Genomic DNA, 26,057 nt, shown 5'->3' with positions numbered 1-26,057 from the left:
ACGGGTTACGGGTTACGGGATACGGGTTAAGAAGTTTCGAATCTGTATTTTAAGTTCGATAAGTGTTTTCAGTTTAAAAAAAATATATTTAAAAATAATTCATTCGGCATCACGCACCTCGTAACCCGTATCCAATTCTACCTCGCAACTTGCACCCCAATCTCTCCCCAAAAATAATCAATTTTAGAAATCTGAATAATATTGTCTGAAAGACCAATTTTGTTTTTACTAACTTTGCAAATCGTAATAACAGCGGATTAATTTTTTTATATGCATAAAGCAGGATTTGTAAATATCGTTGGAAAGCCAAACGCCGGAAAATCTACCCTTCTGAATCAGCTGATGGGTGAGAAGCTGGCGATTGTAACGCAAAAGGCTCAGACAACCAGACATAGAATTTTTGGAATTTATAATGAGGAAGACTTACAGATTGTATTTTCTGATACTCCCGGAGTTTTAGATCCGAAATACGGTTTGCAGGAAAAAATGATGGATTTTGTAAAAGATTCTCTTCAGGATGCGGACGTTTTTCTTTTCATCGTAGACGTTACCGATAAAGCCGAACAATCAGAATTTTTAATTGATAAATTAAATAAAATTCCGGTTCCCGTTTTATTACTTCTAAATAAAATCGACCAGACCAACCAGGAAGGTTTGGAAAAAATAGCGACCGAATGGCACGAGAGAATTCCGAAGGCTGAAATTTTACCTATTTCTGCACTGAATGCATTTAATCTTGATGTCATTTTACCGAAATTAAAATCGATGTTGCCCGAAAGTCCGGCGTATTACGACAAAGATATGTACACTGACAAACCTGAGCGTTTCTTCGTCAACGAAGCCATCAGAGAGAAAATTCTTTTGAATTATGATAAAGAAATTCCGTATTCTGTGGAAGTCGTTACAGAAATGTTCAAAGAAAAAGAGGGAATTATCTTCATAGATTCTATTATCTACGTAGAAAGAGACACCCAAAAGGGAATTATTATCGGACATAAAGGTGAGGCTATCAAAAAGGTTGGAACTGAAGCCAGAATTGATCTTGAAAAGTTTTTCTCCAAAAAAATTCATCTGAACCTTTTTGTAAAAGTGAAAAAAGACTGGCGTAAAAACGACAGGGATCTGAAGAATTTTGGATACAGATAAACTAAAGACTCACTATCCATCGTTGTATTAGTACATTTTTTGCTATCTTTAAACTAAATTTTAAGTAGATGAGCTATCAAAATTTAAAAACTAATCCACTTATTCTCGATATCGTGCTTCTCGTCGTGAGATTATTTATAGGTTTTGCAATGATTTCGCACGGTTATCCGAACCTTCAGACATTGATTGACGGAGGAGATATCAAGTTTTTCGACTTTTTAGGATTAGGTCCAAAAATTTCATTAGGATTAACCGTTTTTGCAGAATTTGTCTGTTCAATATTCATCATCCTTGGACTGTTTACAAGAATTGCTGCCGGATTTCTGCTTTTCACAATGTCAGTTGCTGCATTTGTAGTTCACGGTGAAGACCCTTTTGATAAAAGAGAATCAAGTTTATTATACCTTTCAATTTACGTGATTATTATAACACTGGGAGCCGGAAGATTTTCCGTAGATGGAATGATTGAAAAAAGGAGAAGATCCTCAGACTGGTAAAAATTAAAAATAAAAAGAAATCCCGAAACTTTAAAAGTTCCGGGATTTGTTATGTATCTGAATTGTTTATAATCTGAATTCCTATAAATTTTCAAAAAAAATTCAAATATCAAACCTCAAATTTCAAATCATCTAAAAATCTGATCTGTTTATAATCTAGATTCCTATATATTCAAAAGAATTTCAAATTTCAAACCTCAAATTTCAAATCATCTTAAAACCTGAATTCTTGACAATCTGAATTCCTGTAAAATATTCAAAAGAATTTCAAATTTCAAACCTCAAATTTCAAATCATTAAGACAGTTTCTGAGAATCTGCAACAAACTGAGCCAAACCACTGTCCGTTAAAGGGTGTTTCAGTAAGCTCAAGATCGGAGGAAGCGGTGAAGTAATTACATCAGCACCAATTTTCGCACAGTCGATAATATGCATTGAATGACGGATAGACGCTGCCAAAATTTCAGTATCGTACATATAATTGTCAAAAATCAATCTGATTTCCTGAATAAGATTCAGACCGTCAGTTGTAATGTCATCCAATCTTCCCAAAAACGGAGAAACGTAAGTTGCACCAGCCTTTGCAGCCAAAAGAGCCTGTCCTGGAGAGAAAATCAGAGTACAGTTGGTTTTAATTCCTTTATCTGAAAAATATTTCAAAGCTTTGATACCGTCTTTAATCATTGGGATTTTCACGACGATATTTGGATGAATGGCAGCCAATTCGTCACCTTCCTTGATCATTTCTTCGTAAGTTGTTGATAGAACTTCGGCAGAAATATCTCCGTCCACAATTTCGCAAATCGCTTTGTAGTGGTTTTTGATGTCTTCGTTACCACGGATTCCTTCTTTAGCCATCAAAGATGGGTTGGTTGTTACACCATCCAGAATTCCAAGATCTTTTGCTTCTTTAATTTGCTCTAAATTGGCAGTGTCAATAAAAAATTTCATTTCGTTTAAATTGATTTATATTCCACAAAGATAAACAATCCTTTGAAATGAATTTCTTATGCCTCATCAATTCTCAGTTTTAATTATCTTTGTTAATACAGAATTATTCTTTATCCCTTTTTTACCGGAAAAGAATTTTATTAAATTTAAAAATGAACATTATCCTCGCCTCGACGTCCACGCTTTTTGGTGGAAATTATTTAGAATATTTAAAGGAAGAATTAATTGAACTGTATAAAGGAATCGACGAACTTATCTTTATTCCTTTTGCAAGACCTGGTGGAATTTCGCATGACAGTTATACCGAAAAAGCAAGGTCTTTTTTTGAAACTATTAATATCAAAGTTAGAGGTCTTCATGAATTTGACAACAAACAGGAAGCATTAAATTCTGCAAAAGCCTATTTTACAGGAGGTGGAAATACTTTTTTGCTGGTTAAAACTCTTCATGAAGAAAATCTGATGTCTGTTTTAAAACAAAACATTGAAAGCGGAAAACCGTATTTAGGCTGCAGCGCCGGTAGCAACATTGGCGGACAGAATATGAAAACCACCAACGATATGCCAATCGTTTATCCACCAAGCTTTGACTGTATGGGACTGGTTCCGTTTAATATCAACCCTCATTATCTCGATCCAAATCCTGATTTAAAGCACAACGGTGAGACGAGAGAAACAAGAATTAAAGAATTTCTGACTCAAAATGACATTAAAGTAGTCGGGCTTCGCGAAGGGAACTGGATCAGAAAAATAGGTGATAAAATTACCGTGGAAGGAAATGAATTAACGAGAATTTTTGAGAAAGACAAAGAGCCTTACGAAATCGAAACCGGAACTGAGCTTTAATTCTAAATTTAAATCTGAACAAACTTTTTCTTAATGAAAAAAACTCTTTTCATACTTGCGTTTTCTACACAACTTATTTTTGCTCAAAGCATAAGTCAGAAGCTCGATGACGCTACAAAAAATTTAATGAATTCGTCTACGGCTGTTTCATCAAATCTGTCATTTTATGTTGCAGACGAAAGTGGAAATTTAATTTACGAATATCAGGGAAGTAAAGGACTTTCGACAGCGTCAACCCAAAAGATCTTCACAGCTGCTGCGGCTTTGGAGATTTTAGGGAAAAACTACACCTACAAAACAACGTCTTCTTATTCAGGAACAGTTTCTGGAGGAAATTTAAATGGAAATCTTTTTATCACTTCAAACGGCGACCCGACTTTAGGAAGCTGGAGATACGATGGCTACAAACCTGAAAATTTTAAGCAGAAATTTTTAGATGCTGTTAAAAAATCAGGAATTACAAAGATTTCCGGTGATTTGATAATTGATGATTCATATTTTGACCATCAGACGATTCCGGGAGGCTGGCCGTGGGATGATCTGGGAAATTACTACGGCGCCGGAGTGTGGGGTGTCAACTGGCGCGAAAATCAGTTTGACATCAATATAAATGGAACAGATTTTAAAAATTTCTCGTATCCTTTAGCAAATATCAAATGGCTTAATGACCTTAAAGCTGCAGGAAGTTCAGACCAGAGTTTGATTTTTACTGCTCCACATTCTGACGTTGCATTAATTAACGGAAATCTGCCTGCAGGAAAAGTAACGACCGTATCAGGATCTGTTCCCAATCCACCTTTGCAGTTAGGTGTGGAAGTTGAAAAATGGCTTAAAGATTCGGGTATTGAAATTTCAGGGAAAGTTGTTACCAATTCTCAACTGGAAATCGAAGGTAAAAAAACTTTGGAATCTCCAAAGAGCAATATTATTCTCATTTACGAATCTCCAACTTTAGATAGAATTGTCTATTGGTTTTTAAGAAAATCCGTGAATCTGTACGGGGAAAATTTAATTAAAACTTTAGGCAAGGAGAAAAAAGGAGATCCGGGTTTCAAAAGTGGAGTTTCGTATTTAAAAGAATTCTGGAAATCAAAAGGAATCAGTTCAAACATGATTAATTTTGCAGATGGGAGCGGACTTTCACCTCAGAACTATGTCTCAGCAAAAGCAGAAGTTCAGGCATTGATTTACGCCAGAAAACAACCGTGGTTTGAAGCCTATTACGACGGTTTTCCGACTCAGGACAACGGTATGAAAATGAAAAGCGGAACGATGAGAGATACAAAATCGTACGCCGGATATCACAGTTCAAAAGACGGAAAAAAATATGTTTACGCAATTATCATCAATAATTATCAGGGCAGCGGAAGTACAGAACTGCAGAAAATTCTGAATGTTTTAAAATAATAAATGAAGAACCGTCCTTTTTTAGCAAGAATCAGCAACTGGATTGTATTTACGGTCCTGACTGTCATCGTTTTGGCACTTATCATTTCATCCAATATTCTTATTAATAATCTGAGAAATAAGGAAGCAGAACGCATTAAGGTTTTTGCAACGGCGATAAAAATTATGCAGGGAAACCAGCAGACAAGCTCTGAAACGCAGGAATTGGTATTTGCAATCTTAACTGAAAATGATCAGATTCCTACAATCTTAACAGATGAAAATAAGAAGCCTTTTATTTTTGAGGGCAGTTCGCGAAATATTCCACAGGAGATTTTAGAAAATCCTGAAGAACTTAGAAAGCTGATCGTAAAAATGGAAAGCAATTATGCACCGTTCGAAATTGAAATTGCAAAAGGTGATAAACAGCTGGTTTTCTACGATAACTCAAAGTTGCTTAGCGATTTAAGATATTATCCTTATTTTTTGGGACTTTTCATCATTGCATATCTTGCATTTATTTTCTGGTTTTTGAGAACCATTAAAAAGACCGATGAAGGATATCTTTGGGCAGGTCTGGCAAAGGAAACAGCACATCAGATTGGAACTCCGTTATCATCCATGATTGGCTGGATGGAAATTATGAAGCTTGAAACCCCTGATTCTGATGGCGTAAAGGAAATTGAAAAAGATATCGAAAGACTGAGAACCATCTCCGAAAGATTCTCGAAAATAGGATCAGTTCCGGAGCTAAATGATATGAATCTGAATGCCACCATCAAAGAAAATTTTGATTATTTAAAGACACGGATTTCCAGAAAAGTAGATTTCAGTCTCAACCTTCCAAACTATCCGATTCTGGTTCCACACAATAAAATTCTGATCAGCTGGGTAATTGAAAATCTAGTGAAAAATGCTGTAGATGCTATGAAAGGTCAGGGTCAGCTTCAGATTTGGATGATCGGTAAAAACAAAAATATTCTGATTGAAGTAAAAGATAACGGAAGCGGAATGACGCACAATCAGGCGAGAAATGCTTTTAAACCCGGTTATTCAACAAAGAAAAGAGGTTGGGGGTTAGGTTTAAGTCTTGCAAAAAGGGTAGTGCAGGAATACCACAACGGTGATATCAAAATTTCACAGACAGAAATAGGAAAAGGAACAACCTTTAGAATTTCAATCAGAAAGTAATAAAAATTAATCAGTAATTTTATTGCTGAAACCAAAATACAGGAAGCAAAAAAATCACTACTTTTGAAGCATGATTACAGCCAAAAATATTCGTAAATCATACGGAAGTTTAGAAGTTTTAAAAGGCGTAGACCTTCACATCAAAACGGGTGAAGTAGTCTCTATTGTTGGGGAATCCGGTGCGGGAAAGTCTACACTTCTACAGATTCTGGGCACTTTAGATAGTCCTACAATTCCGAAAGACAGCAGTACCGAAATCACAATTGCGGGAGAATCTTTCATCAATATGACCGATAAACAGATTTCAAAATTCAGAAATCAGAATATTGGTTTTGTGTTTCAGTTTCATCAGCTTTTACCGGAATTCACGGCTCTTGAAAACGTTTTGATTCCTACTAAAATTGCAGGGGCCAATGAAAGAGAAGCGATTGAAAAGGCAGAATCAATTTTTCATGATCTGAAAATAGAACACCGTCTGGATCATAAGCCGGGACAGCTTTCTGGTGGTGAAGCCCAGCGTGTTGCGGTGGCAAGAGCATTAATCAATTCACCAAAAATAATTTTCGCAGACGAACCTACAGGAAATTTAGATTCTAAAAATGCGGATGATCTGCACCGCCTGTTTTTTGATTTGAGAGACAAGTACAACCAGACTTTTGTTATCGTAACACACAACCCGAATCTTGCTGAAATCACCGACCGAAAGCTTGTGATGGTTGACGGATTAATTGTTGAATAAATATGCTTAAAAATTTTCTTTTTTCTTTGATTCTGTTTTTGGTAAGCTGTGAAGGATATTCGCAGACTGCTGATGTGAAGATTCCAAAAGAAAAAATCACTGAGCTGAAAACTTTTATCAGCGACAAAAACTACAGTCAGGATTTGGCAATTTTCATCAATTTTAAAATTAAATCTGGAAAATACAGGTATTTTGTTTATGATCTGAAGAAAGATAAAATTCTGCAGTCTGCGATCGTTTCGCATGGCTCCGGATCAAACAGCAGAGTGTATGGAGAGCTGAAATTCAGCAATACCGAAAATTCTTTCCAGTCATCTTTGGGAAAGTACGAAATTAAAGAATCCTATTCCGGAAAATTCGGGAAATCATACCGTTTGGACGGTTTGGACGCAACCAACAGCAGTGCGAGAAGCCGGGCAATTGTGATCCATTCTTTGGATTGTGTGGCTGATGTTGAATCTGATAATCCGGCGTGTCTGAGTTTAGGCTGTCCGATGCTGTCGCCAAAAGCCTTGAAAGAGACAGCGAAATTCATCGATAATTCCAGTAAAACAGTTATTCTTTACGCGTTTTATTAATTTAAATTTAAACTCATGTCCATTAAATTTTTAGCAGAAGACGACAGACCGAGAGAAAAATTTTTACTGAAAGGTAAGAATTCACTTTCAGATTCTGAACTTTTGGCCATCATTATGGGCAGTGGAAGCAGAGACGAAACAGCTGTGGAACTGGCGAGAAAAATTCTGGCTTCGGTGGATAACAGCTGGCATCAGCTTAGTTTAATGACAGTTAAAGATTTAATCAAATTCAAAGGTGTTGGCGAAGTAAAAGCGATTTCCATTGCAACCGCACTGGAGATTGGAAGAAGAAGAGCTGCACAGGAAATTCCCGACAAACCACAGATAACGAGCAGTAAAGCAGCGTACGATGTTTTAAAAATTCATTTATCAGATTTAAGAACGGAAGAATTCTGGGCCTTATTTTTAAATCAGAATAATAAAGTTGTCCATCTTTCGCAGCTTACTCAGGGTGGTATCAATCAGTCTTTGGTGGATCTCAGAATTTTGTTCAAAATTGCAATGGATCATTTTGCCACCGGAATTATCGTTTCTCACAATCATCCTTCAGGAAATTTAAAACCCAGTCAGGAAGATATCAGCATTACAAAAAAGATTAAGGATGCAGGAAATCTGTTGAACATCCAGCTTTTAGACCATCTCATTATTACCCAAAATGCATATTTAAGTTTTGCCGACGAAGGATTATTATGATTAGAAAACTTAAATACCACGAGATTGATTTTGAGAAATATTCACAATGCATTGAAAATTCTGCACAGAGAAAATACTCTGCAACAAAACAGTTTTTGGATCTTACTTCAGGGAAAAAATGGGAAGTGCTGGTTTATGGAGATTATGAAGCTATGATGCCGGTTCCATATGTGATGAAATTGGGTTTTAAAATCGTTCAGAATCCCAGACTTTGTCAGCAGCTCGGGATATATTCAAAATTGGATGAGAAGAAAATCAATGATTCGTTTTTCAATTTTTTGTCTAAAAAATATATTGTTCGATATTATTCATTTAATGATTCAAACGAATTTTCATTTCAGCTGAATTTCAGAAAAAATTATCTGATTTTACCTGATTCTTATGAGAATGTCTATTCTAAATTCTCTCCCAAAAGAAAACGAAAACTTAGGACAGATCCTGAAGTTCAGAAAGACATGATGATCAGAAAAATCAGTTTTAAAGATTCTGAACTGTTTATCCGCAATACTTTAAAAGGTGCTGATAAAGCAAATGATATCGCAGAATACATCAGCCTTTTTGAAATTCTTTACAGTAATGATTGTCTTTTTTTTGAAGCTCTGTACTACCAAAACGAGATAATCAACATCATTGCAGTGTATACAGATGAGAATACAGCTGTACTTTTGGGGACATTCAATCATCAGGATTACATTAAGTTGTCAGGCGCATCAATCCTTATTGACAAAGTTTTAAAGGAAACCGTTGAACATAAAATTTTTGATTTTGAAGGTGGAAATCTTCCCAATCTGGATGAGTTTTTCAGGGGCTTCAGACCGGAAATGAAACCATATTTCTACATTTCAAATAATGTAAAAGATTTGATACGGGCAACAATCAAAAAATATTTAAAAATCTAAAATGAAATACTGTGCTTTCCTCCGTGGTGTAAACGTAAAAGGAACCAATATGAAAATGGCTGATGTCTGCAAAGTATTTGCAGATGCTGGAATGTATGATGTAAGTTCAGTTTTGGCCTCCGGAAACATTATTTTTTCTTCTGATAAAACGGAATCTGAATTAAAATCTATTCTTGAAAAAGCAATGTCTGAACATTTCAGTTATGAAGCTTTTCTATTTGTGAAAAATCAGGATGACATTGAGAATTTTTGGAACAGCAATCCTTTTCAGAAAAATGACGATTTACATATTTACGCATTTGTCTGTAATAAAGATTTTGAGAAAACTTTAATGGCTGAATTTGAAAATGCTTCAAAAGCTGAAAATGAAGAAGCAAAAATAGAAAACGGTCTTTTTTACTGGCAGGTTCCCAAAGGAAATACGTTAGACTCGACTTTCGGGAAGATTTTAGGCAGAAAAAATTTGAAAGATCAATTTACCAGCCGAAATTTGAATACTTTTGAGAAAGTCATCAAAAAAATGACTTAATTTTTATGTATTTTTACTGAACTTTTTTAATTAAATAAAAATGATTCAGTACTTAGAAAACATACACCACAAAGATTCAAAAAACTTTTTCTTAATCGCAGGTCCTTGCATTATTGAGGGCGAAGATATGGCACTCAGAATTGCCGAGAAAGTTGTTGAACTTACCAATAAATATGAAATTCCCTACATCTTCAAAGGAAGTTTCAAAAAAGCCAACAGAAGCAGAGTAGATTCTTTCACAACAATTGGAGAAGAAAAATCTTTAGAAATCTTAAAAAAGGTTGGCGAAACCTTCAACATTCCTACGACAACAGATATTCATGAAAATGAACATGCGGCTTTAGCTGCGCAGTACGTTGATGTATTGCAGATTCCTGCGTTTTTAGTTCGCCAGACTGACCTTTTGGTGGCGGCGGCTCAGACAGGAAAATGCGTTTCCCTAAAAAAAGGACAGTTTCTTTCTCCTGAATCTATGAAATTTGCTGTTGAAAAAATTACAGATTCCAATAACGAAAAAGTGGCGATTATTGAAAGAGGAAATTCTTTCGGATACACAGATTTAATCGTAGATTACAGAGGAATTCCTACGATGAGAAATTACGCGCCGGTAATTCTGGATGTTACGCATTCTCTTCAACAACCTAACCAAAGTTCGGGAGTTACAGGAGGTAGACCGGAACTGATTGAAACTGTTGCTAAAGCTGGAATTGCAGTAGGTGCAGATGGAATTTTCATTGAAACTCATCCAACGCCTGAAACAGCACTTTCAGATGGTGCAAATATGTTGAGGCTGGATCTTCTTGAAGATTTACTTCAAAAACTTACCAGAGTAAGAGAAGCTATTTTATAATTGATGATTGATATTTGATCATTGATTTAAATTTAAAATCCAATCATTAGTTTGATTAAATGATATGCTGAAGAAAATTTCTTTACTGTTTTTCTTTTCAATATTTTTTTGGTCTTCGGCTCAGAAAACAGATTCTTTGCAGATAGATTTTCCGGCAAAGTATAAACTGAAATTGGCTAATTCCAAAGAAAATATGCAGATGAAGGTGCTGGAATACATCCCTGAAAATGAAAACTGGGAAAATTACAGCATCATCATTACGAAACTGACGATGAAAAACATGGCACCAGTTCCGCTTCAGACTGTGTTTGAGTATCATAAAAAAATGGCTGAAGAAAAAGTCAACAATCTTACGGTTACAGAGATTTCGAAAAATAAAGAAGGAGAAAAAGAGTTTAGACTTTTCACAATGGAAGCCGATGCCTACAAAGATAATTCGGGTACAGAGTCTCAGGTTTATTATTTTTTAAAAGGAGATCAGGATGTCATTATCTGTATCGCGGCCATTAAGCAGAAAAAACTTCCTGCGGAATTTGTGGATGAATGGTCAAAAATTTTTCTTAAAAGTCAGTTTATAAAATAAAATTTAATAATTTCACGTTCCGAAATCTTAAAGCATTTCTATTGAAAAAACTAGTATTACCACTCGGTCTTATCCTTCCGGTACTTGCGTTTTCGCAGGTGAAAAAGCGAGACACCACAAGGGTTAACGATATTGAAGAAGTCGTTTTCCAGAAAAAAGCTGTTGGAAGTACGAATGATCTTACCACAGTGAAAATATCGGCAAAGGATGCCCAGAATGTTGCCAGTGTTTCCGGAGGTCTTGAGGCAATTATTAAAACTTTGCCCTCTGTAAACAGCAATACAGAGCTGTCTTCACAATACATGGTACGTGGTGGAAACTACGATGAAAACCTTATTTACATTAATGATATTGAGATTTACAGACCATTTCTGATCAGAAACTCTCAGCAGGAAGGTCTCAGTATCATCAATCCTGATATGGTTTCTACGGTCAACTTTTCAGCTGGAGGATTCGAGCCTAGATATGGAGACAAGATGTCTTCAGCTTTAAATATTTATTACCGTGAACCGGAGAAATCTGAAGTTTCAGGCGAAGCTAGTTTGATTGGAGGAAGATTGACTGCGGGTTTAGCTTCAAAAAATAAAAAACTGACAGCCTTGTTTTCAGGAAGGTACAGAAATACCAATCTGGTTCTGAATACTTTAAATGAAGACACAGATTTTAACCCGAAATATTACGATTTTCAGTCTTATATTAACTATCATTTCAACGATAAATTATCACTTTCGTTCATAGGATTTTATTCTAAAAACGATTACGAGATGATTCCTAAAGAGCGTGAGGTGAATTTTGGTACGGTAAGCCAGCCTATCAACCTGAACGTTTTTTATAACGGTAGAGAGAATGACGCTTATAAAAATATGATGGGAACGGTTTCTTTAAACTACAAACCATCAGAAAAGTGGAGATTTACATTGGATAGTTTTGCTTACCAAAACCGTGAAAGAGAATATTATACGATTGCCTCAAGCTATATTCTGCAGACTTTTGATCCTATTACAGGCGCGCCGGTGACTTCTTACGATGTGGGAGGGCAGATTGAGCATGCAAGAAATGATTTGTTTGTGAGAACCTACGGAACTCAGTTGAGAACAAAATTTTCTCCAAATGTCAACACAGATATTGAGTTTGGATTTAAATTCGAAAAAGAAAATCTTCAGGATTTGACCAATGAATATAAGTTGGTTGATTCTTCGGGTTACAGCGTTCCGACAATGCCTTTTGATCCGAGATTTCCTGATGCTTCAGATCTAGATTTATTTTATAGTATTTCAGGTAAAAATCACATTGAGCCAACAAGACTTTCGGCTTACGGGCAATATTCACAGAAGTTTTACTGGGGTTCCAGCAGAGTTTTTGTAAATGCCGGAGCCAGAGTAGCGCACTGGAGTTTTAATAACGAAACAATTTTCTCTCCAAGAGCACAATTCGCCATAAAACCTGAATGGAATGCAGACATGCTCTTCACATTATCTGGAGGAATTTACTATCAGGCACCTTTTTACAAGGAAATTAAAGATTTGAATGGAGATTTTAATTCTAATATTAAATCTCAGAGATCAATTCAGGCTATTTTGAAAAATGATTACGAATTTACATTTGAAGACAGACCTTTCAAACTGACCACAGAATTGTACTACAAAAAAATGGATAATCTGATTCCTTATTACATGGATAATGTAAGGATCAGATATTCAGGTCAAAATAATGCAACGGGCTACGCTTATGGTATTGACACAAGGCTTTTCGGAGAATTTGTACCAGGAATTGATTCTTGGCTATCTGCAAGTTATGCGAGAGTTTTTGAAAATATTGACGGAAGAGGAGACATCCCGAGACCGACAGATCAGCGTTTCAGATTTGCTATGTTCTACCAGGATTACATGCCGAAATTTCCATCAATGAGAGTCAATTTAACTTTGACATATGCAATGGGATTGCCCAACGGAGCACCGGTTTTTACCGATCCTTACCAATATCAGAAAACTTTACCTTCGTACAAAAGGGTAGATTTAGGTTTGTCTAAAGTTTTCATCGACAGAAAAGACAAGAAGAAAACTTACGGATTCTGGGGTAATTTTGAAGAGCTAATTTTAGGAGTACAGGTATTTAATGCATTTAACATCAACAATACGGTTTCAAACCAATGGATTACAGATTCTAACACAAGTTTAATGTATCCGGTTCCGGTACGACTTACGGGAAGATTTTTTAACGTAAAACTTGAGTTTAAAATTAAATAATTTAAAATGAAAACGAAATTTTTATTTCTTGGATTAGCTTTTTCCTCAGCTTTGTTTTTGGGTCAGGCTAAAAAAAATGCGCAGGTTTCAAAGCTTTATCAAAATTATATTACTGTGAAAAATGCTTTGGCGTCAGACAGTTCTGCAGAAGCGGCAACAGCGGCATCAGATTTTCTGAAAACAATTTCAAGTGTAGAGTCAAAAACGTTAAGTGCAGCGACTTTAAGCCAATTAAAAAATAACGCCAAATTAATTTCAACATCAAAGGATATCAAAATACAGCGTGAAAAATTTGAGAATATTTCAGACCAGATGATTGTTATTTCCAGGACTTACAAGTTGGCAGACAAAACGGTTTATCTTCAATATTGTCCGATGGCTGATGCGGGGTGGCTAAGCAATGAAAGTAAAATCATAAATCCTTACTATGGAAGTTCGATGCTCAGTTGCGGTAAAGTACAGCAGGAAATAAAATAAAAAGGCTTTTTTAAATTTATATAAGAAGTCCGTCTAACAATCAGTTTAGACGGACTTCTTACTTTTCTGACAAGTCGTTCAAATTCATTTCATGTTTAAAGTTTTCTGATTAGATTATTTAAATTGCAACTGCAATTCAAATTCTCGCTGATAATAAAATTTAAATCTTAATATAAAAAATCCTCAGAAATAAATATTCTCTGAGGATTTTTTTTCAATGTAAATATAATGTGAATGATGAAATTATATTTTAAAGTAAACAAAGTCTGTGCCAGCAAAACTCTTACTGATATCTTTTATGCTCCTTTTGTTTGCCAAATCTTTTTGTAATTGGTTTTAGCAAAGCTTTATACTTTTCTGCATCAAATAACTGAGAATCGGTAAGCGCTTTATACGTCATCCAAACTCCGAATGGAAACAAGATAATATTGGGAAGCCATGCAGCCAAATAAGGATTTATTTTTCCTCCCCATGCTGCATTCTCAAAACCAACATTGATTACATAAAATATAATAAATATAACGATGGCAATAATCACCGGAAGACCCATTCCTCCTTTTCTAATGATTGATCCTAAACTTGCACCAATCATAAAGAAAATAATACAGGTGAAAGAGTAGGTGAGGATTCTCTGCTGATAAATAATGACTTTGTTGAAGTATTTAATACTTGGGTTTAGCTCGTTATTTTTATTGTCAAGACTGCTTTTGAGATTATCCAAACGATTGTACCCATTAAAAATGAGATCAAGTTTTTTAGCAGATTTAATCGTATCAATTTTATACTGTGCTTTTACAGGAGCTTTTACTTTGTTCTTATCCATATAGCTCACCACCGAGCTGGTTTGCGAAATAAGTTCAGAGCTCATGTTATCCGCAAGTCTGTTATTGTCTTTTTTTGTGGTTGCGATTGTAGAATTCACTTCCGTATAACTCTGGAATCGATAATCATCCGTAATCTGCTCTTTTTCAATAGCTTTGTTTATGAGTTCTGCAATATCAAAATGCACAGTTAATGTATCAAATTTAATCGCTTGATCAGGTTGTTTCACACGCACGTTTTCACCTTTTCCGGCATAGCTGTCTTCAAAAATATAACCGTTAAACAGTAAAAGTTTAAGAAATGCTGGGTTGGTTGCGGGTACAAATTCTCCTCTCTGAGCTACGATAGACTGCTGATTGTCGAAAGTGTTGGCTTTTCTGTGAATAAAAACTCCTTCCAGTTTTTCTGCATTTTCACCTTCCACTTTATCAAATTTCACCATATATCCGGGAATCTGATCAATAAACTGTCCGGGTGTAAAGTTAAGTGCCGGTTTTGCCTGAGCAATATTAAAAAGCATATTTTTTGCCTTCCGCTGAAAATCCGGGACGACATTATTCGAAAAGAAAAAGAGCATGATTGCCAAAACGGTTGCAACTCCAAATAGCGGCAACATCACTCTGGTTAATGATATTCCTGCAGCTTTCATCGCCGCCAATTCATATCTCTCACCAAATTCTCCAAAAGACATGATACTTGCCAAAAGTATGGTCAATGGCAAAACCATCGTAATTACGTTGACCCCGAGATAAAACAACAGTTTTAAAATCTGAAATGTGCTTAAACCCTTACCCATAAACTGCCCCAGCTGAATCCAGACAATGTTGACAATAAAAATAAAAAACAGCACACTGAATATAAAAAAGAAAGGCCCGAAAAAGGTCTTGATGATGTATCGGTCTAAAATTTTAAACATGAAGCAAATTTATAAAAAAACAGAAGATTAATGCTGATAAATTATAATGACTGAATTTTTGTTTCAGAAAAATCAATTAAAAGAGTAACCGATTTCAATTCGGTTTTATTAAATATTAGATTAAATCAAAATTTTATTAAAATATTTCATTGATAAACATACTTGTGTTGTATATTTGCCAAATTAAATCTTAAACTGGTACATACATGAAAAAAATGATCTGCACTGTATTTACAGCTGCGTCTATTTTGGCTACTGCCCAAAAATCAAACGATATTTCCCGTTTCGCTGCCGATACAAAAGCGTCAATTTCTTACAATACAGGCAGTTCTACACCAAGTTTTATTTCTTTTGCCAACTCTCAAAATCTTGAGTTGAAAGGGAGAAATGCTGTAGAGAAAGCTCAGAATTTCATTCAGGATAATTATGGGATTTTTAGTTTAAATTCTTCACAGGATTTGGTTCTACTAAAAGAATTTACAGATAACTATGGTTTTAAGAATGTGATTTTTGCTCAGGTTTATAAAGGTGTTCCTGTGTTTGATGGGCTTTTAAAGTTTCATTTTAATAAAAATGAAGAACTCACCTCAATCAACGGAAACATTATACCAGACATCAATGATACTGCAATTGCAGAAATTACAAAAGATGTTGCTATAGAAAAAGCGAAGTCAATTGTAAAAGATCAAAAATTAGGTTTCAAAGATTTACCTCTCGAGATCGGGAGACAGAGATTTTTACTTTTTCCAAAAGGTCTTGCCCAGGGTGAGTTTATCACTACATATTTAGCATACGAAATTGAAGTAACCAACAAAAATGATGTGCGTGAGTTTGTATTCATCGATGCTCATACAGGAAAGTTGGTAGAACAGTTTACGGGAATTCATAATTTAATTGACAGAAAACTTTATGAAACCAACACTAATGCTGCCAACCTAAAGTGGCAGGAGGGAAACGCTTTACCTGGAACGCTGGATATATGGCAACAGAATGAAGTAATCACTTCTGAGCATGTTTACAATTTCTTTAAAAATGCTTTCAACTATATTTCTTATGACGGCGCTGACCACAGCATGATTACCATTAATAACAACCCAAATATTTCCTGCCCAAATGCCAACTGGAATGGAGTAACAGCTAATTACTGTACCAATATTGCAGCGGATGATGTGGTAGCCCATGAGTGGGGGCATGCTTACACCGAATATACCAGTGATTTAATCTATTCATATCAGTCCGGAGCACTTAATGAATCTTATTCTGATGTTTGGGGTGAAACTATTGATTTGCTGAACAACTATCAGGATGCTGGTGAAAATTTGGCAGTCCGTACAACTACAACGTGCTCAGGAACGCAGCGCTGGAAAATGGGCGAAGATGTTACCGCATCAGGTATACCTGCTCCATTGAGAGATTTGTGGAACCCAAATTGTAATGGTAATCCGGGAAATATGCTGGATTCGGGTTATTATTACTGCGCAAGTACTGATTCAGGAGGTGTACACATTAATTCCGGTGTCGGAAACCGTTTATATTCTCTTTTAGTAGACGGTGGTACTTACGGTGGTTATACGATTACTCCGATAGGATTTACAAAAGCTGCTCACTTATGGTGGAGAACTCAGAATGTATATCTTACATCTACCAGCAACTATGCCGCTTTTGCAGACGCTTTGGAGAGCTCATTCAATGATTTGATTGGTGTTAATCTTCAGGGTCTTTCTACTACAGCTACACCAGCAGGACCTTCGGGACAAATCTTTACTATCGGAGAACTTCAGAATTTAAAGAATGCAATGCTGGCAGTTAAACTTAGATCTTCTGTAACTACACAGTGTAATTTTACCAAAGTTTTAGCGACATCAGCGCCGGAATTATGTACAAATGCTACTTCCGCACCACTGTTTCAGGAAAAATGGGAAAATGGTATGGGAAGTTGGGTCGTTACAAATATTGGTACAAACCCGACCTGGACAGCAAGAAACTGGGTGATTGATTCTTCTTTACCTAGGGGCAGAGCAGGAAAAGCAATCTATGCAATAGATCCAAATAACGGAAACTGTACAACAAACTTACAGAACGGAATTATCCGTTTAGAAAGTCCTTTGATTACTTTTCCCAACTATACTTCTGGAAATTACGAAATGGCATTTAACCATAATGTTGCAACAGAAAAGAATTATGACGGTGGAAATATCAAATACAGTCTGAACGGTGGCGCATGGACAACGGTTCCTGGAACCGCCTTTACCATGAATGCGTATAACGCGACTTTGGCAACCGTTCAAAATGACAATCCAATGAGTGGTCAGCCCTCATTTACAGGAATTGATCAAGGCGAACTGGAAGGAACATGGGGACAAAGTATTATCAATCTTACCAATATTGGCGTGACTGCCGGATCAAATATCAAATTCAGATTTGAATTGGGAACCGATGGATGCGGTGGGGTAGATGGCTGGTACATTGACGAGATCTATGTCTACAACTGTAATTTTGCTACTTTAAGTGTTCAGGAAACTGAAAAACTCAAGGGGCTTTCAGTATATCCAAATCCTACATCAGGAATCATCACCATCAGCAACAGCAGAAATGTTGATGTGAAAAATGCCGAACTGTACAATACTGCCGGACAGCTGTTACACATATATCCACTTGAAAAATCTGCAGAAAACAAATTGGATTTAACGGAAATCACAAAAGGTAATTACATTCTGAAAGTGATAACGAAAGATAAAACTCAAAGTTTTAAAATTATCAAAAAGTAATTTTAAACCGCCTCTAAATATAAAATGCCTGCGATATTTCGCAGGCATTTTCTGTGCTTAAAATTCAAAGTTGATATAAAAAAACACCCGCTCTCGGCGGGTGTTATGTTTTATAATTCTGTTACCAGATAGGTTTTGTATTTGTTTTTGTCGAAACTGAACATCTGAGAATCGAGTTGCTGGTTTTCCTTATATTCCTGAATTGCAATTACCGCGATGTCTTTGTTGTTTCCGTACTGCTCAAGTTTCAGCATCTGTTTTTTTGCTGAATCAATGTAAATGTACACATGTTTCAGTCCGTTTGATTTTACCGGAGTCAGTTTGATAAAATCTGCACTTACCCCATTGACTGTTTTCTTGCCGTTATACGTCACATTATAATCATTTCTGTAGCTCGACAGGTAATTGATCGGAGAAAACATCTGGCTGCCGGCATTCGGTTTTGCCACGGTAACTTCCATATCTTCGGTGTTGATATTGTAAATCTTGTTTCCGTCGAAAATCTGCTCCGTCTCCATGATTTTCAGTTTGTATTTATCTCCGGCCAGATAATAGATTCCAGTTTCAGTTTTGCTTACTTTTCCGTTCATTCCGCTGCCGAAAGAAAATTTAAAATAAGAATTTTTCTTTGAATTGTAATTGGCGGTTACGTCATCCAGTATTTTTTTCGATTTTGCATCGATTTTCTGAGCCTGAGCCAATCCTGCATTGATGATAATTAAACCTGCTGCAGTTATTTTTAATAATAGATTTTTCATTTTTTAATTTCTGTTCTGTTCTTTAGACGAAATTTAAAGTATTATGTTAAATTTTAATATTTATAAAACTCAAATTATTATTCATATTAAATTCAAATTTTCCGTCAAGCTTAATGAATATTTTCAGATAGTTTCAATAAAAAGCTCAACCATTGAGAAGTCTTTTATGATTTAAAATTTTAAAATAATGTTTAAAGAAATTTTTGATTTTTTAATTCCGCAGGTCTTCCAAAAACTGTTCCAAAGAATGGAGATCGCTGATGAGCACTTCTCTTGCCTTAGCTCCGTTGAAACCACCAACCAAACCGCTGGCCTCAAGCTGATCCATAATTCTTCCGGCTCTGTTGTATCCTAATTTCAACTGTCTCTGAAGCATTGAAGTAGAACCCTGCTGCGTTGAAACAATAATTCTGGCAGCCTCTTCAAACAAAACATCTTTTTCGTTCGGATCAAAAGCTCCAACGCTGCTTGCTCCGTCTTCTGAAACAAATTCAGGCAGCATAAATGCGGAAGCGTAACCTTTCTGCTCCCCGATATATTCTGCCAGTCTTTCAACCTCTGGCGTGTCAACAAAAGCACACTGAAGTCTTAAGATTTCGTTTCCGTTAAAATAAAGCATATCTCCTTTTCCAATCAGCTGATCTGCACCGGTAGAATCCAGAATCGTTCTTGAATCCACACTTGAAATCACTCTGAAAGCTGCTCTCGCAGGGAAGTTGGCTTTAATCATACCCGTAATTACGTTCACAGAAGGTCTTTGTGTTGCCACGATTAAGTGAATTCCCACGGCTCTTGCAAGCTGCGCCAATCTCGCGATCGGAAGCTCAACTTCTTTACCTGCGGTCATAATTAAATCTGCAAACTCATCCACCACCAAAACGATGTATGGCAGGTAACGGTGACCGTTTTCAGGATTTAATTTTCTTTCGCTGAATTTTTTGTTATATTCCTTTAAATTTTTACAGAAAGCATTTTTAAGCAAATCATAACGCTGATCCATTTCAATACAAAGTGAATTTAACGTATTGATTACTTTGTTAGTGTCTGTAATAATCGCATCATCAGAATCCGGAAGTTTGGCTAAATAATGTCTTTCAATTTTTGAATAAAGAGATAGTTCCACTTTTTTAGGATCCACCATCACAAATTTCAGTTCGCTCGGATGTTTTTTGTAGAGTAGGGAAGTCAGGATAGCGTTGATACCCACAGATTTTCCCTGTCCGGTTGCTCCCGCCATCAGAAGGTGGGGCATTTTAGATAAATCGGCCATGAAAACTTCATTCGAAATCGTTTTACCGAAAACCACCGGCAGATCCATATCCGTATTCTGAAATTTCTGCGAAGCAATTACCGATCTCATTGAAACCATGGTAGGATTTTTTCTCGGAACTTCAATTCCAATCGTTCCTTTCCCCGGCATTGGCGCAATAATTCTGATTCCTAAAGCGGAAAGATTTAAAGCAATATCATCCTGCAGTTTTTTAATGGAAGCTACTCTGATTCCTGCTTCCGGAACGATTTCGTATAAAGTTACTGTTGGCCCGATGGTCGCTTTAATTTCGGCAATTCCGACATTAAAGTTTTTCAGAAGTCCAACAATTTTGTTTTTATTTTCCTCAAGTTCTTCTTTATTGATTGAAATTTCTTCGTTCCCATAATCTTTCAGAAGATCTAAAGGTGGCATCTGGAATTTAGCCAGATCAAGTCTGTGATCATACAAACCATGCTTGTCAACCAAATCCTGAGACTGCCTGTCTGCATCATCCACAATGTCGATCACCGGAGCAACTTCTACTTTAAATGAAATATCGTCAACAGAATTATTAGAATTTACTTTCACATCAAAAGCATCCTGAGGAGTCGTTTTCGGAAGCGAAACAGGTGCATTCACTGGAAGATTTACAGGAGCTGAAAAGTCTATTTTCACTTCTTTTTCTTCATTGAAAGAAGTTTGATTAGGCGTAACAATTGGATCGAGCTTAGGCTCCTCAATTTTAACTTCAGGGATGATTTCCGTCTTTTTAGGAGTAGAAACAACTTCCTGAACTGTAATTTTCTGTTCTGGCTGAATCTCTTCTTCAACAGCAAGTTCCTGATCTGCCTCAAAATCTTCGTCTGAATTTGGCATCATCGCTTTTACCCGTCCGATTGTGTTTTCGTTGAGAGAATCTAATTTATTTTTAATTGAGCTCGGTCTTAAATTAAATTCAAGTATAAAATATAAAGCAATGCTCACAAACAGAACAACCCACAGACCAACGGAACCAATCATTGAAACCATTGTATCCATAATCTGATATCCGTAAACACCACAAAGTACGCTTTGGCCTTTAGTTACCGCTCCAAAAAATATCGGAAGCCAGCAGATGAAAAACAGGGAATGTCCGAAAGTCATCCATGGTTTAAAGATCTTCTTTTTCAGGATCATTGTACCGAAAACCACAAAGAGAAACGCCACAATAAATGCCGCAACACCAATGCTTTCATAAATGAAAATTTTACCAAGCCACTGACCCATTTTCCCGAAAATATTCGATGATTTTATGGTTTTATCAAGCAGTGCTCCTGCCTGGCTCTGATCTGATTTCCAATTGATTAAATAGGAAATAAATGATATTGTAAGAATACCTGCAAATACGATGAACAGCAAACCAAAAAAGATTCTCGGTTTGGATAATATTTTAGATTGCTCCTGCGCAACGGGCTGTGTTTTTTGTGTTTTCTTTTCCATAGCTTCAATGTGGGCAAATTTAATGTTTTTTTAGTTTAAAGTTTTCCTTTTTGGCAAGTCAATTTTGTAGATTTTTATCTAAATTCCTGTCTCCTGTCCTTCTATTTTTACTGATAATGAGGAATTAAAATTAATTATTAAGAATGATTCCAAACAAGCTTCCCGTAGGCTTTGACTGACAAAAAACAGTTTTTTTTATCTGCCTTTCGTCTAATCATCCTTATTTTTGCATGTCAAGTAAAAAATAAAATGAAGAAGTTAACAGACATACTGATTTCTACCCGAACGATGGCAGTACTTTTACTCGTATATGCCTTCTCTATGGCCTACGCCACCTTTTTAGAAAATGATTACGGAACACCAACGGCCAAAGCACTCATCTATGAAGCCAAATGGTTTGAGATGGTAATGGTTTTGCTGATCATCAATTTTTGTGGAAACATTGCAAGGTATCGTCTGTGGAAAAGAGAAAAGTGGCCTGTTTTGGTTTTTCACCTTTCATTTATTTTAATTTTTATTGGTGGCGCAATTACAAGATACATCAGTTTTGAAGGTCAGATGAGCATCCGTGAAGGAGAAACGACCAATGAAATTGTTACCGACAAGCATTTCTTTAAAATTCAGATCGAAGAAAAAGGCGATATTCTTACATATCAGGATATTCCTTATCTGATGTCACCACTTCATAAAGATTTTGAAGCCAATTACGAATTTCACAATAAGAAAATCAAGGTTGTAGCCAAAGAATATGTGCAGAGAAAAAAAGACAGTTTAGTTCCTAATGCTCAGGGTGCGGAATATCTTCATTTGGTTTCTACAGCCAGTACCGGAAGACAGAATATCTATCTAAAACAGGGAGAAACAAAGTCAGTTAACGGGACTCTGGTTTCTTTCGGAAGAGCAATTGAAGGCGCTGTGGAATTTGCCAACAATGGCGGACAGTTAATGATTAAAACTCCTGTTGATGCAGCTTACATGACGATGGCAACTCAGGCAACGGGAAGTACTGTAAAAGATCAGTTTCAGCCATTGGTTTTGAGAAGCTTATATACCATCAACGAATTAAAACTTGTAGTTCCTGAAGGTCTGAAGAAAGGAAACCTTATTTCCGTGGAAGGCGACAGAAAGAAAGACCAGAATGTTCCGGATCAGCTGACTGTTGAAATTCAGGGGCCAAAAACAAAACAGCTTGTTGATCTTTCGGTTGAAAGAGGAAATCCTGATGCTTACAAGCAGGTAACCATGGACGGTTTAAACATTATGCTTGGTTTCGGACCAAAAAAATATACAACACCATTTAATATTAAACTTGATGATTTCGTAATGGAAACTTACCCTGGAAGTTCGTCTCCCAGTGCCTACGAAAGTCATGTGAAAATCATTGATGAAGGCAAAGAGACTCCTTATAAAATCTATATGAACAATGTTTTAAATTATAAAGGTTACCGTTTCTTTCAGGCAAGTTATACGCCGGACAGAATGGGAACTTTACTTTCTGTAAACCACGATTTCTGGGGAACTTTAATTTCATATATCGGTTATGCATTTTTATTCGGTGGGATGTTTGTAATGTTTTTCTGGAAAGGAACACATTTCTGGAAGCTTAATAAAATGCTGAAAGAAATCAGCAAGAAAAAAGCGACACTGCTTCTTTTGATTCTTTTAAGCTTAGGTTTAAATGCTCAAAAAATTGACATGCACGGAACAGATGGAAGCAAAGAGCATGTACATGTGGAAGGTGATGGTCATACGCACGAAGTGGCTCCGGAACTGGCTCAGCCAAAACAAAATTCTGCAGCAGCAACTTTGACGAGCATGAGAAACATTTCGCCTGACGAAATTATTTCTAAAAATAAAATCAGCAAGGAGCACGCAGATAAATTTGGGTATCTGTTGGTTCAGAATTTTGAGGGAAGAATCGTTCCGATCAATACCGAAGCTTTGGATGTTTTGAGAAAACTTTATCAGAGAGATAAATTCAAGGGAACAGACGGGAAATTTTTAACAGCTGAGCAATGGTTTATCTCCATTAATACAGATACACCAAGCTGGACAATGGTTCCGATGATTAAAGTGGATGCGAAAGGAGGTAAGGAGCTTTTGAAACTGACAAAAGCAAATGAGGAAGGTTACACTTCATTAATGAATCTTTTCCCTACAGACGCCAACGGAAATCTTACTTATATTTTAGATGCAGAATACAATACGGCATTCCGTAAAAAACCTTCGGAGCAATCTGAATACGACAAACAGATCATTAAAATAAACGAAAGAGTACAGATTTTTAACGGTTTCTTCAGCGGACAGTTTATGAGAATTGTTCCTGTGAAAAATGATCCGAATCACACATGGAATTCATGGTTGAACCAGAAAATGGAACCGGATCCGGAATCTCAGCAGGTGATGGGACCTTACTTTGCAGAAGTGCTTCAGGCACAAAAAACCGGAGACTGGACAAAGGCAGATTCCGAATTGAAAAAGCTATCAGATTATCAGCAAAGGTGGGGTAAATCAGTAGTTCCTTCTCAAAATAAAGTTGACCTTGAGGTTTTTATGAATAAAACCGATATCAATTTTAAACTTTTAATTTTCTACACTTTAATTGGAGGCATCCTGTTACTTCTTGGTTTTGTTGAGTTATTTAAACCTAATAAAATTTTAAACAGAATTATCAGAGGCCTTATCTATATTGGAATTATCGGATATCTGCTTCACTTTTTAGGATTAATAGGAAGATGGTACATCTCAGGTCACGCGCCTTGGAGTAACGGATACGAGGCTATTATCTTTATCTCGTGGGTAGGTATTTCTGCAGGATTACTTTTCTATTTCGGATTCGGAAACAGTGATCAGACTGATAAAACCGGAATTAAAGTTTCTAAAAATAACTCCAATGCACTGATTCCTGCAGCAGGATATATGGTTGCAGTAATTATGATGGGATTTGCGCACGGTGCGTCATCTCTGGATCCTCAGATCACGCCATTGGTTCCTGTTCTGAAATCTTACTGGCTGATTGTACACGTTGCGATTATTATTTCAAGTTATGGATTCTTCTCGCTTTCAATGATTATTGCGGTAATATCTTTGGTATTTTATATTATTTCAAACAAAAGAATGTTTAAACTTCACAATGATTCTACATTAAAAGAACTTGCGATTGTAGCAGAAATGTCAACCACAATCGGACTGTTTGCATTAACGGTTGGGATGTTCCTTGGAGGAATCTGGGCAAATGAATCGTGGGGAAGATACTGGAGCTGGGATCCAAAAGAAACATGGGCATTTATTTCGGTTATCGTTTACGCATTTGTTTTGCACATGAGACTGGTACCTGGACTGAGAAGCCGTTGGGCGATTCACGTGGCAACAATGTTTGCTTTCTGTTCGATGCTGATGACTTACGTTGGTGTAAACTATTACCTTGCAGGACTTCACTCTTACGCAGCAGGAGATCCTGTTCCAATTCCGGCATGGGTGTACATTGGTTTTACTACAATGGTTGTGCTTTCAGTAGCATCATACATAAAATTTAAGGCACTGACCAAAAAATAGAAAGTTTGAAAATGTGTTTTTAAGATCCTGAAGTTTTGCTTCAGGATTTTTTTATTGATTAAAATCACTTATTTAATTTTTATTTAGTCTAAATAGTTATTATATTTGCCGTGTCAAACGGGAGCGGGTGATGAGATTAGATTTATTTTGAATTTAATTACTCTGTTTCCGAATTGTTCATATCCATATTAATTTTTCATTTTTCAGGAACCGGTAATTTTTTATCGGTTTTTTTGTTGGAAATTATTCTTAAGTGTTTGATATATTCAACTTAAATTTTATTTTTACATAAAATAAACACAGATGAAAAAACTAATTACAGCATTTTGCATGTTGCTTTCCGTAACTGCATTTTCGCAGAAAATGTATTCTAAAAGTAAAGCTTCAAAAGTCGACAAGGAAAGATTAAACAGTGCAAAAACCTTTGCCGGTAGCTAGCTTTCAAAATGTGAAAATCAGGATTACTCCAAATTTGAGAATTTCATTTTAAGTAGAAATCTGGAAAAGAAACTGTTTGAGGATCGTGGAAAATCGTGCGAAGAACTTTTAGGCAGTAATGGTAAAATCCAGATTAAATCTTTCAATTCGGCATACAGTCACGATTATTTTAAAAACGCAGATCCCGTAGAGATGTTTGTCTTTGATATCAGTACCGAAAAGAAAAGCGAATTAAAATACATAAGTGTGTGGGTTTATCTTGAACAAAACGTAATTGGCGGAATCTGGTTTTCAAAAGAAATATCACTTCAACCCAATAAAGAAAAAGATAAGGCAAAGAAAGAATCCGCTCTTTAGAAGCGGATTCAGTAGATAAATACATCTCATTTTTTTAGTTAGACAACAACAAAAAAGCACAGCCGACGATGCTGTGCTTAAATTTTTATATCAAATTTAATTG

At 36.1% G+C, this 26,057-nt stretch carries 21 protein-coding genes; 17 read left to right on the top strand and 4 right to left on the bottom strand.

The window, feature by feature from the left end:
- The first annotated feature begins 270 nt into the window (after positions 1–270).
- Together era and IC610_RS04530 are read left to right on the top strand one after the other, a co-directional pair.
- Complete coding sequence (gene era / locus IC610_RS04535) at positions 271–1,146, top strand: GTPase Era (RefSeq protein ID WP_056079492.1); 876 nt, start codon at positions 271–273, stop codon at positions 1,144–1,146.
- Positions 1,147–1,214: 68 nt separating this feature from the next.
- Positions 1,215–1,643, top strand: a complete 429-nt coding sequence (locus IC610_RS04530; RefSeq protein WP_191735431.1) for a DoxX family protein — start codon at positions 1,215–1,217, stop codon at positions 1,641–1,643.
- Between the two features lie 296 nt (positions 1,644–1,939).
- Here IC610_RS04530 and fsa read toward each other — a convergent pair whose 3' ends face one another.
- Complete coding sequence (gene fsa, locus IC610_RS04525) at positions 1,940–2,593, bottom strand: fructose-6-phosphate aldolase (protein ID WP_056079496.1); 654 nt, start codon at positions 2,591–2,593, stop codon at positions 1,940–1,942.
- A gap of 152 nt (positions 2,594–2,745) precedes the next feature.
- On the opposite strand from fsa, the gene pepE reads away from it, so the two are divergent.
- From pepE to IC610_RS04465, 12 genes are all read left to right on the top strand, one after another.
- A complete protein-coding gene (gene pepE, locus IC610_RS04520; protein WP_191735430.1) occupies positions 2,746–3,438 on the top strand; it encodes a dipeptidase PepE in 693 nt (230 codons plus the stop codon).
- Between the two features lie 33 nt (positions 3,439–3,471).
- Positions 3,472–4,845: a D-alanyl-D-alanine carboxypeptidase/D-alanyl-D-alanine endopeptidase gene (gene dacB, locus IC610_RS04515; protein WP_191735429.1), complete on the top strand. Its 1,374-nt coding sequence runs from the start codon at positions 3,472–3,474 to the stop codon at positions 4,843–4,845.
- 3 nt (positions 4,846–4,848) lie between these two features.
- Entirely contained in the window at positions 4,849–6,015 is a 1,167-nt protein-coding gene (locus IC610_RS04510; RefSeq protein ID WP_056079506.1) for a sensor histidine kinase, read from the top strand.
- Positions 6,016–6,085: 70 nt separating this feature from the next.
- Positions 6,086–6,754, top strand: a complete 669-nt coding sequence (locus tag IC610_RS04505) for an ABC transporter ATP-binding protein (protein ID WP_056079509.1) — start codon at positions 6,086–6,088, stop codon at positions 6,752–6,754.
- Positions 6,755–6,756: 2 nt separating this feature from the next.
- Positions 6,757–7,332, top strand: a complete 576-nt coding sequence (locus IC610_RS04500) for a murein L,D-transpeptidase catalytic domain-containing protein (RefSeq protein ID WP_191735428.1) — start codon at positions 6,757–6,759, stop codon at positions 7,330–7,332.
- Positions 7,333–7,347: 15 nt separating this feature from the next.
- Entirely contained in the window at positions 7,348–8,025 is a 678-nt protein-coding gene (radC, locus tag IC610_RS04495; protein ID WP_191735427.1) for a RadC family protein, read from the top strand.
- Complete coding sequence (locus IC610_RS04490; RefSeq protein ID WP_191735426.1) at positions 8,022–8,924, top strand: hypothetical protein; 903 nt, start codon at positions 8,022–8,024, stop codon at positions 8,922–8,924. Before radC ends, IC610_RS04490 begins: the two co-directional genes overlap by 4 nt.
- 1 nt (position 8,925) lies before the next feature.
- Positions 8,926–9,453 carry a DUF1697 domain-containing protein gene (locus IC610_RS04485; protein WP_191735425.1) on the top strand — a complete coding sequence of 176 codons (528 nt, stop codon included), beginning with the start codon at positions 8,926–8,928 and terminating at the stop codon, positions 9,451–9,453.
- Positions 9,454–9,493: 40 nt separating this feature from the next.
- On the top strand, positions 9,494–10,303 hold the full coding sequence (gene kdsA, locus IC610_RS04480; protein ID WP_191735424.1) for a 3-deoxy-8-phosphooctulonate synthase: 810 nt from the start codon (positions 9,494–9,496) through the stop codon (positions 10,301–10,303).
- A gap of 64 nt (positions 10,304–10,367) precedes the next feature.
- The gene (locus tag IC610_RS04475) at positions 10,368–10,886 is read left to right on the top strand and encodes a hypothetical protein (RefSeq protein WP_191735423.1); all 519 of its coding nucleotides are present in this window, start codon (positions 10,368–10,370) and stop codon (positions 10,884–10,886) included.
- Positions 10,887–10,927: 41 nt separating this feature from the next.
- Positions 10,928–13,132, top strand: a complete 2,205-nt coding sequence (locus tag IC610_RS04470) for a TonB-dependent receptor plug domain-containing protein (RefSeq protein ID WP_191735422.1) — start codon at positions 10,928–10,930, stop codon at positions 13,130–13,132.
- Positions 13,133–13,138: 6 nt separating this feature from the next.
- Positions 13,139–13,609 carry a DUF3347 domain-containing protein gene (locus IC610_RS04465; RefSeq protein WP_191735421.1) on the top strand — a complete coding sequence of 157 codons (471 nt, stop codon included), beginning with the start codon at positions 13,139–13,141 and terminating at the stop codon, positions 13,607–13,609.
- Positions 13,610–13,892: 283 nt separating this feature from the next.
- Here the strand turns inward: IC610_RS04465 and IC610_RS04460 are convergent, their stop codons facing one another.
- Entirely contained in the window at positions 13,893–15,347 is a 1,455-nt protein-coding gene (locus IC610_RS04460) for an LptF/LptG family permease (RefSeq protein ID WP_191735420.1), read from the bottom strand.
- 206 nt (positions 15,348–15,553) lie between these two features.
- Between IC610_RS04460 and IC610_RS04455 the strand changes: the two genes are divergently transcribed.
- Complete coding sequence (locus IC610_RS04455) at positions 15,554–18,115, top strand: M4 family metallopeptidase (protein WP_191735419.1); 2,562 nt, start codon at positions 15,554–15,556, stop codon at positions 18,113–18,115.
- A 110-nt stretch (positions 18,116–18,225) separates the two neighbouring features.
- Here the strand turns inward: IC610_RS04455 and IC610_RS04450 are convergent, their stop codons facing one another.
- Together IC610_RS04450 and IC610_RS04445 are read right to left on the bottom strand one after the other, a co-directional pair.
- A complete protein-coding gene (locus IC610_RS04450) occupies positions 18,226–18,873 on the bottom strand; it encodes a LolA family protein (protein WP_191735418.1) in 648 nt (215 codons plus the stop codon).
- Between the two features lie 211 nt (positions 18,874–19,084).
- The gene (locus tag IC610_RS04445) at positions 19,085–21,604 is read right to left on the bottom strand and encodes an FtsK/SpoIIIE family DNA translocase (RefSeq protein WP_191735417.1); all 2,520 of its coding nucleotides are present in this window, start codon (positions 21,602–21,604) and stop codon (positions 19,085–19,087) included.
- A 249-nt stretch (positions 21,605–21,853) separates the two neighbouring features.
- On the opposite strand from IC610_RS04445, the gene ccsA reads away from it, so the two are divergent.
- Positions 21,854–25,159, top strand: coding sequence for a cytochrome c biogenesis protein (gene ccsA / locus IC610_RS04440; protein WP_191735416.1), 3,306 nt, complete (start codon positions 21,854–21,856; stop codon positions 25,157–25,159).
- 303 nt (positions 25,160–25,462) lie between these two features.
- Entirely contained in the window at positions 25,463–25,597 is a 135-nt protein-coding gene (locus IC610_RS20120; protein WP_262891676.1) for a hypothetical protein, read from the top strand.
- Positions 25,598–26,057 lie beyond the last annotated feature (460 nt).

The organism is Chryseobacterium caseinilyticum (assembly GCF_014837145.1).
Lineage (GTDB): Bacteria > Bacteroidota > Bacteroidia > Flavobacteriales > Weeksellaceae > Chryseobacterium > Chryseobacterium caseinilyticum.
Note: the sequence above shows the minus strand (reverse complement) of the source record. Positions and strands in the feature narration are given on the sequence as shown.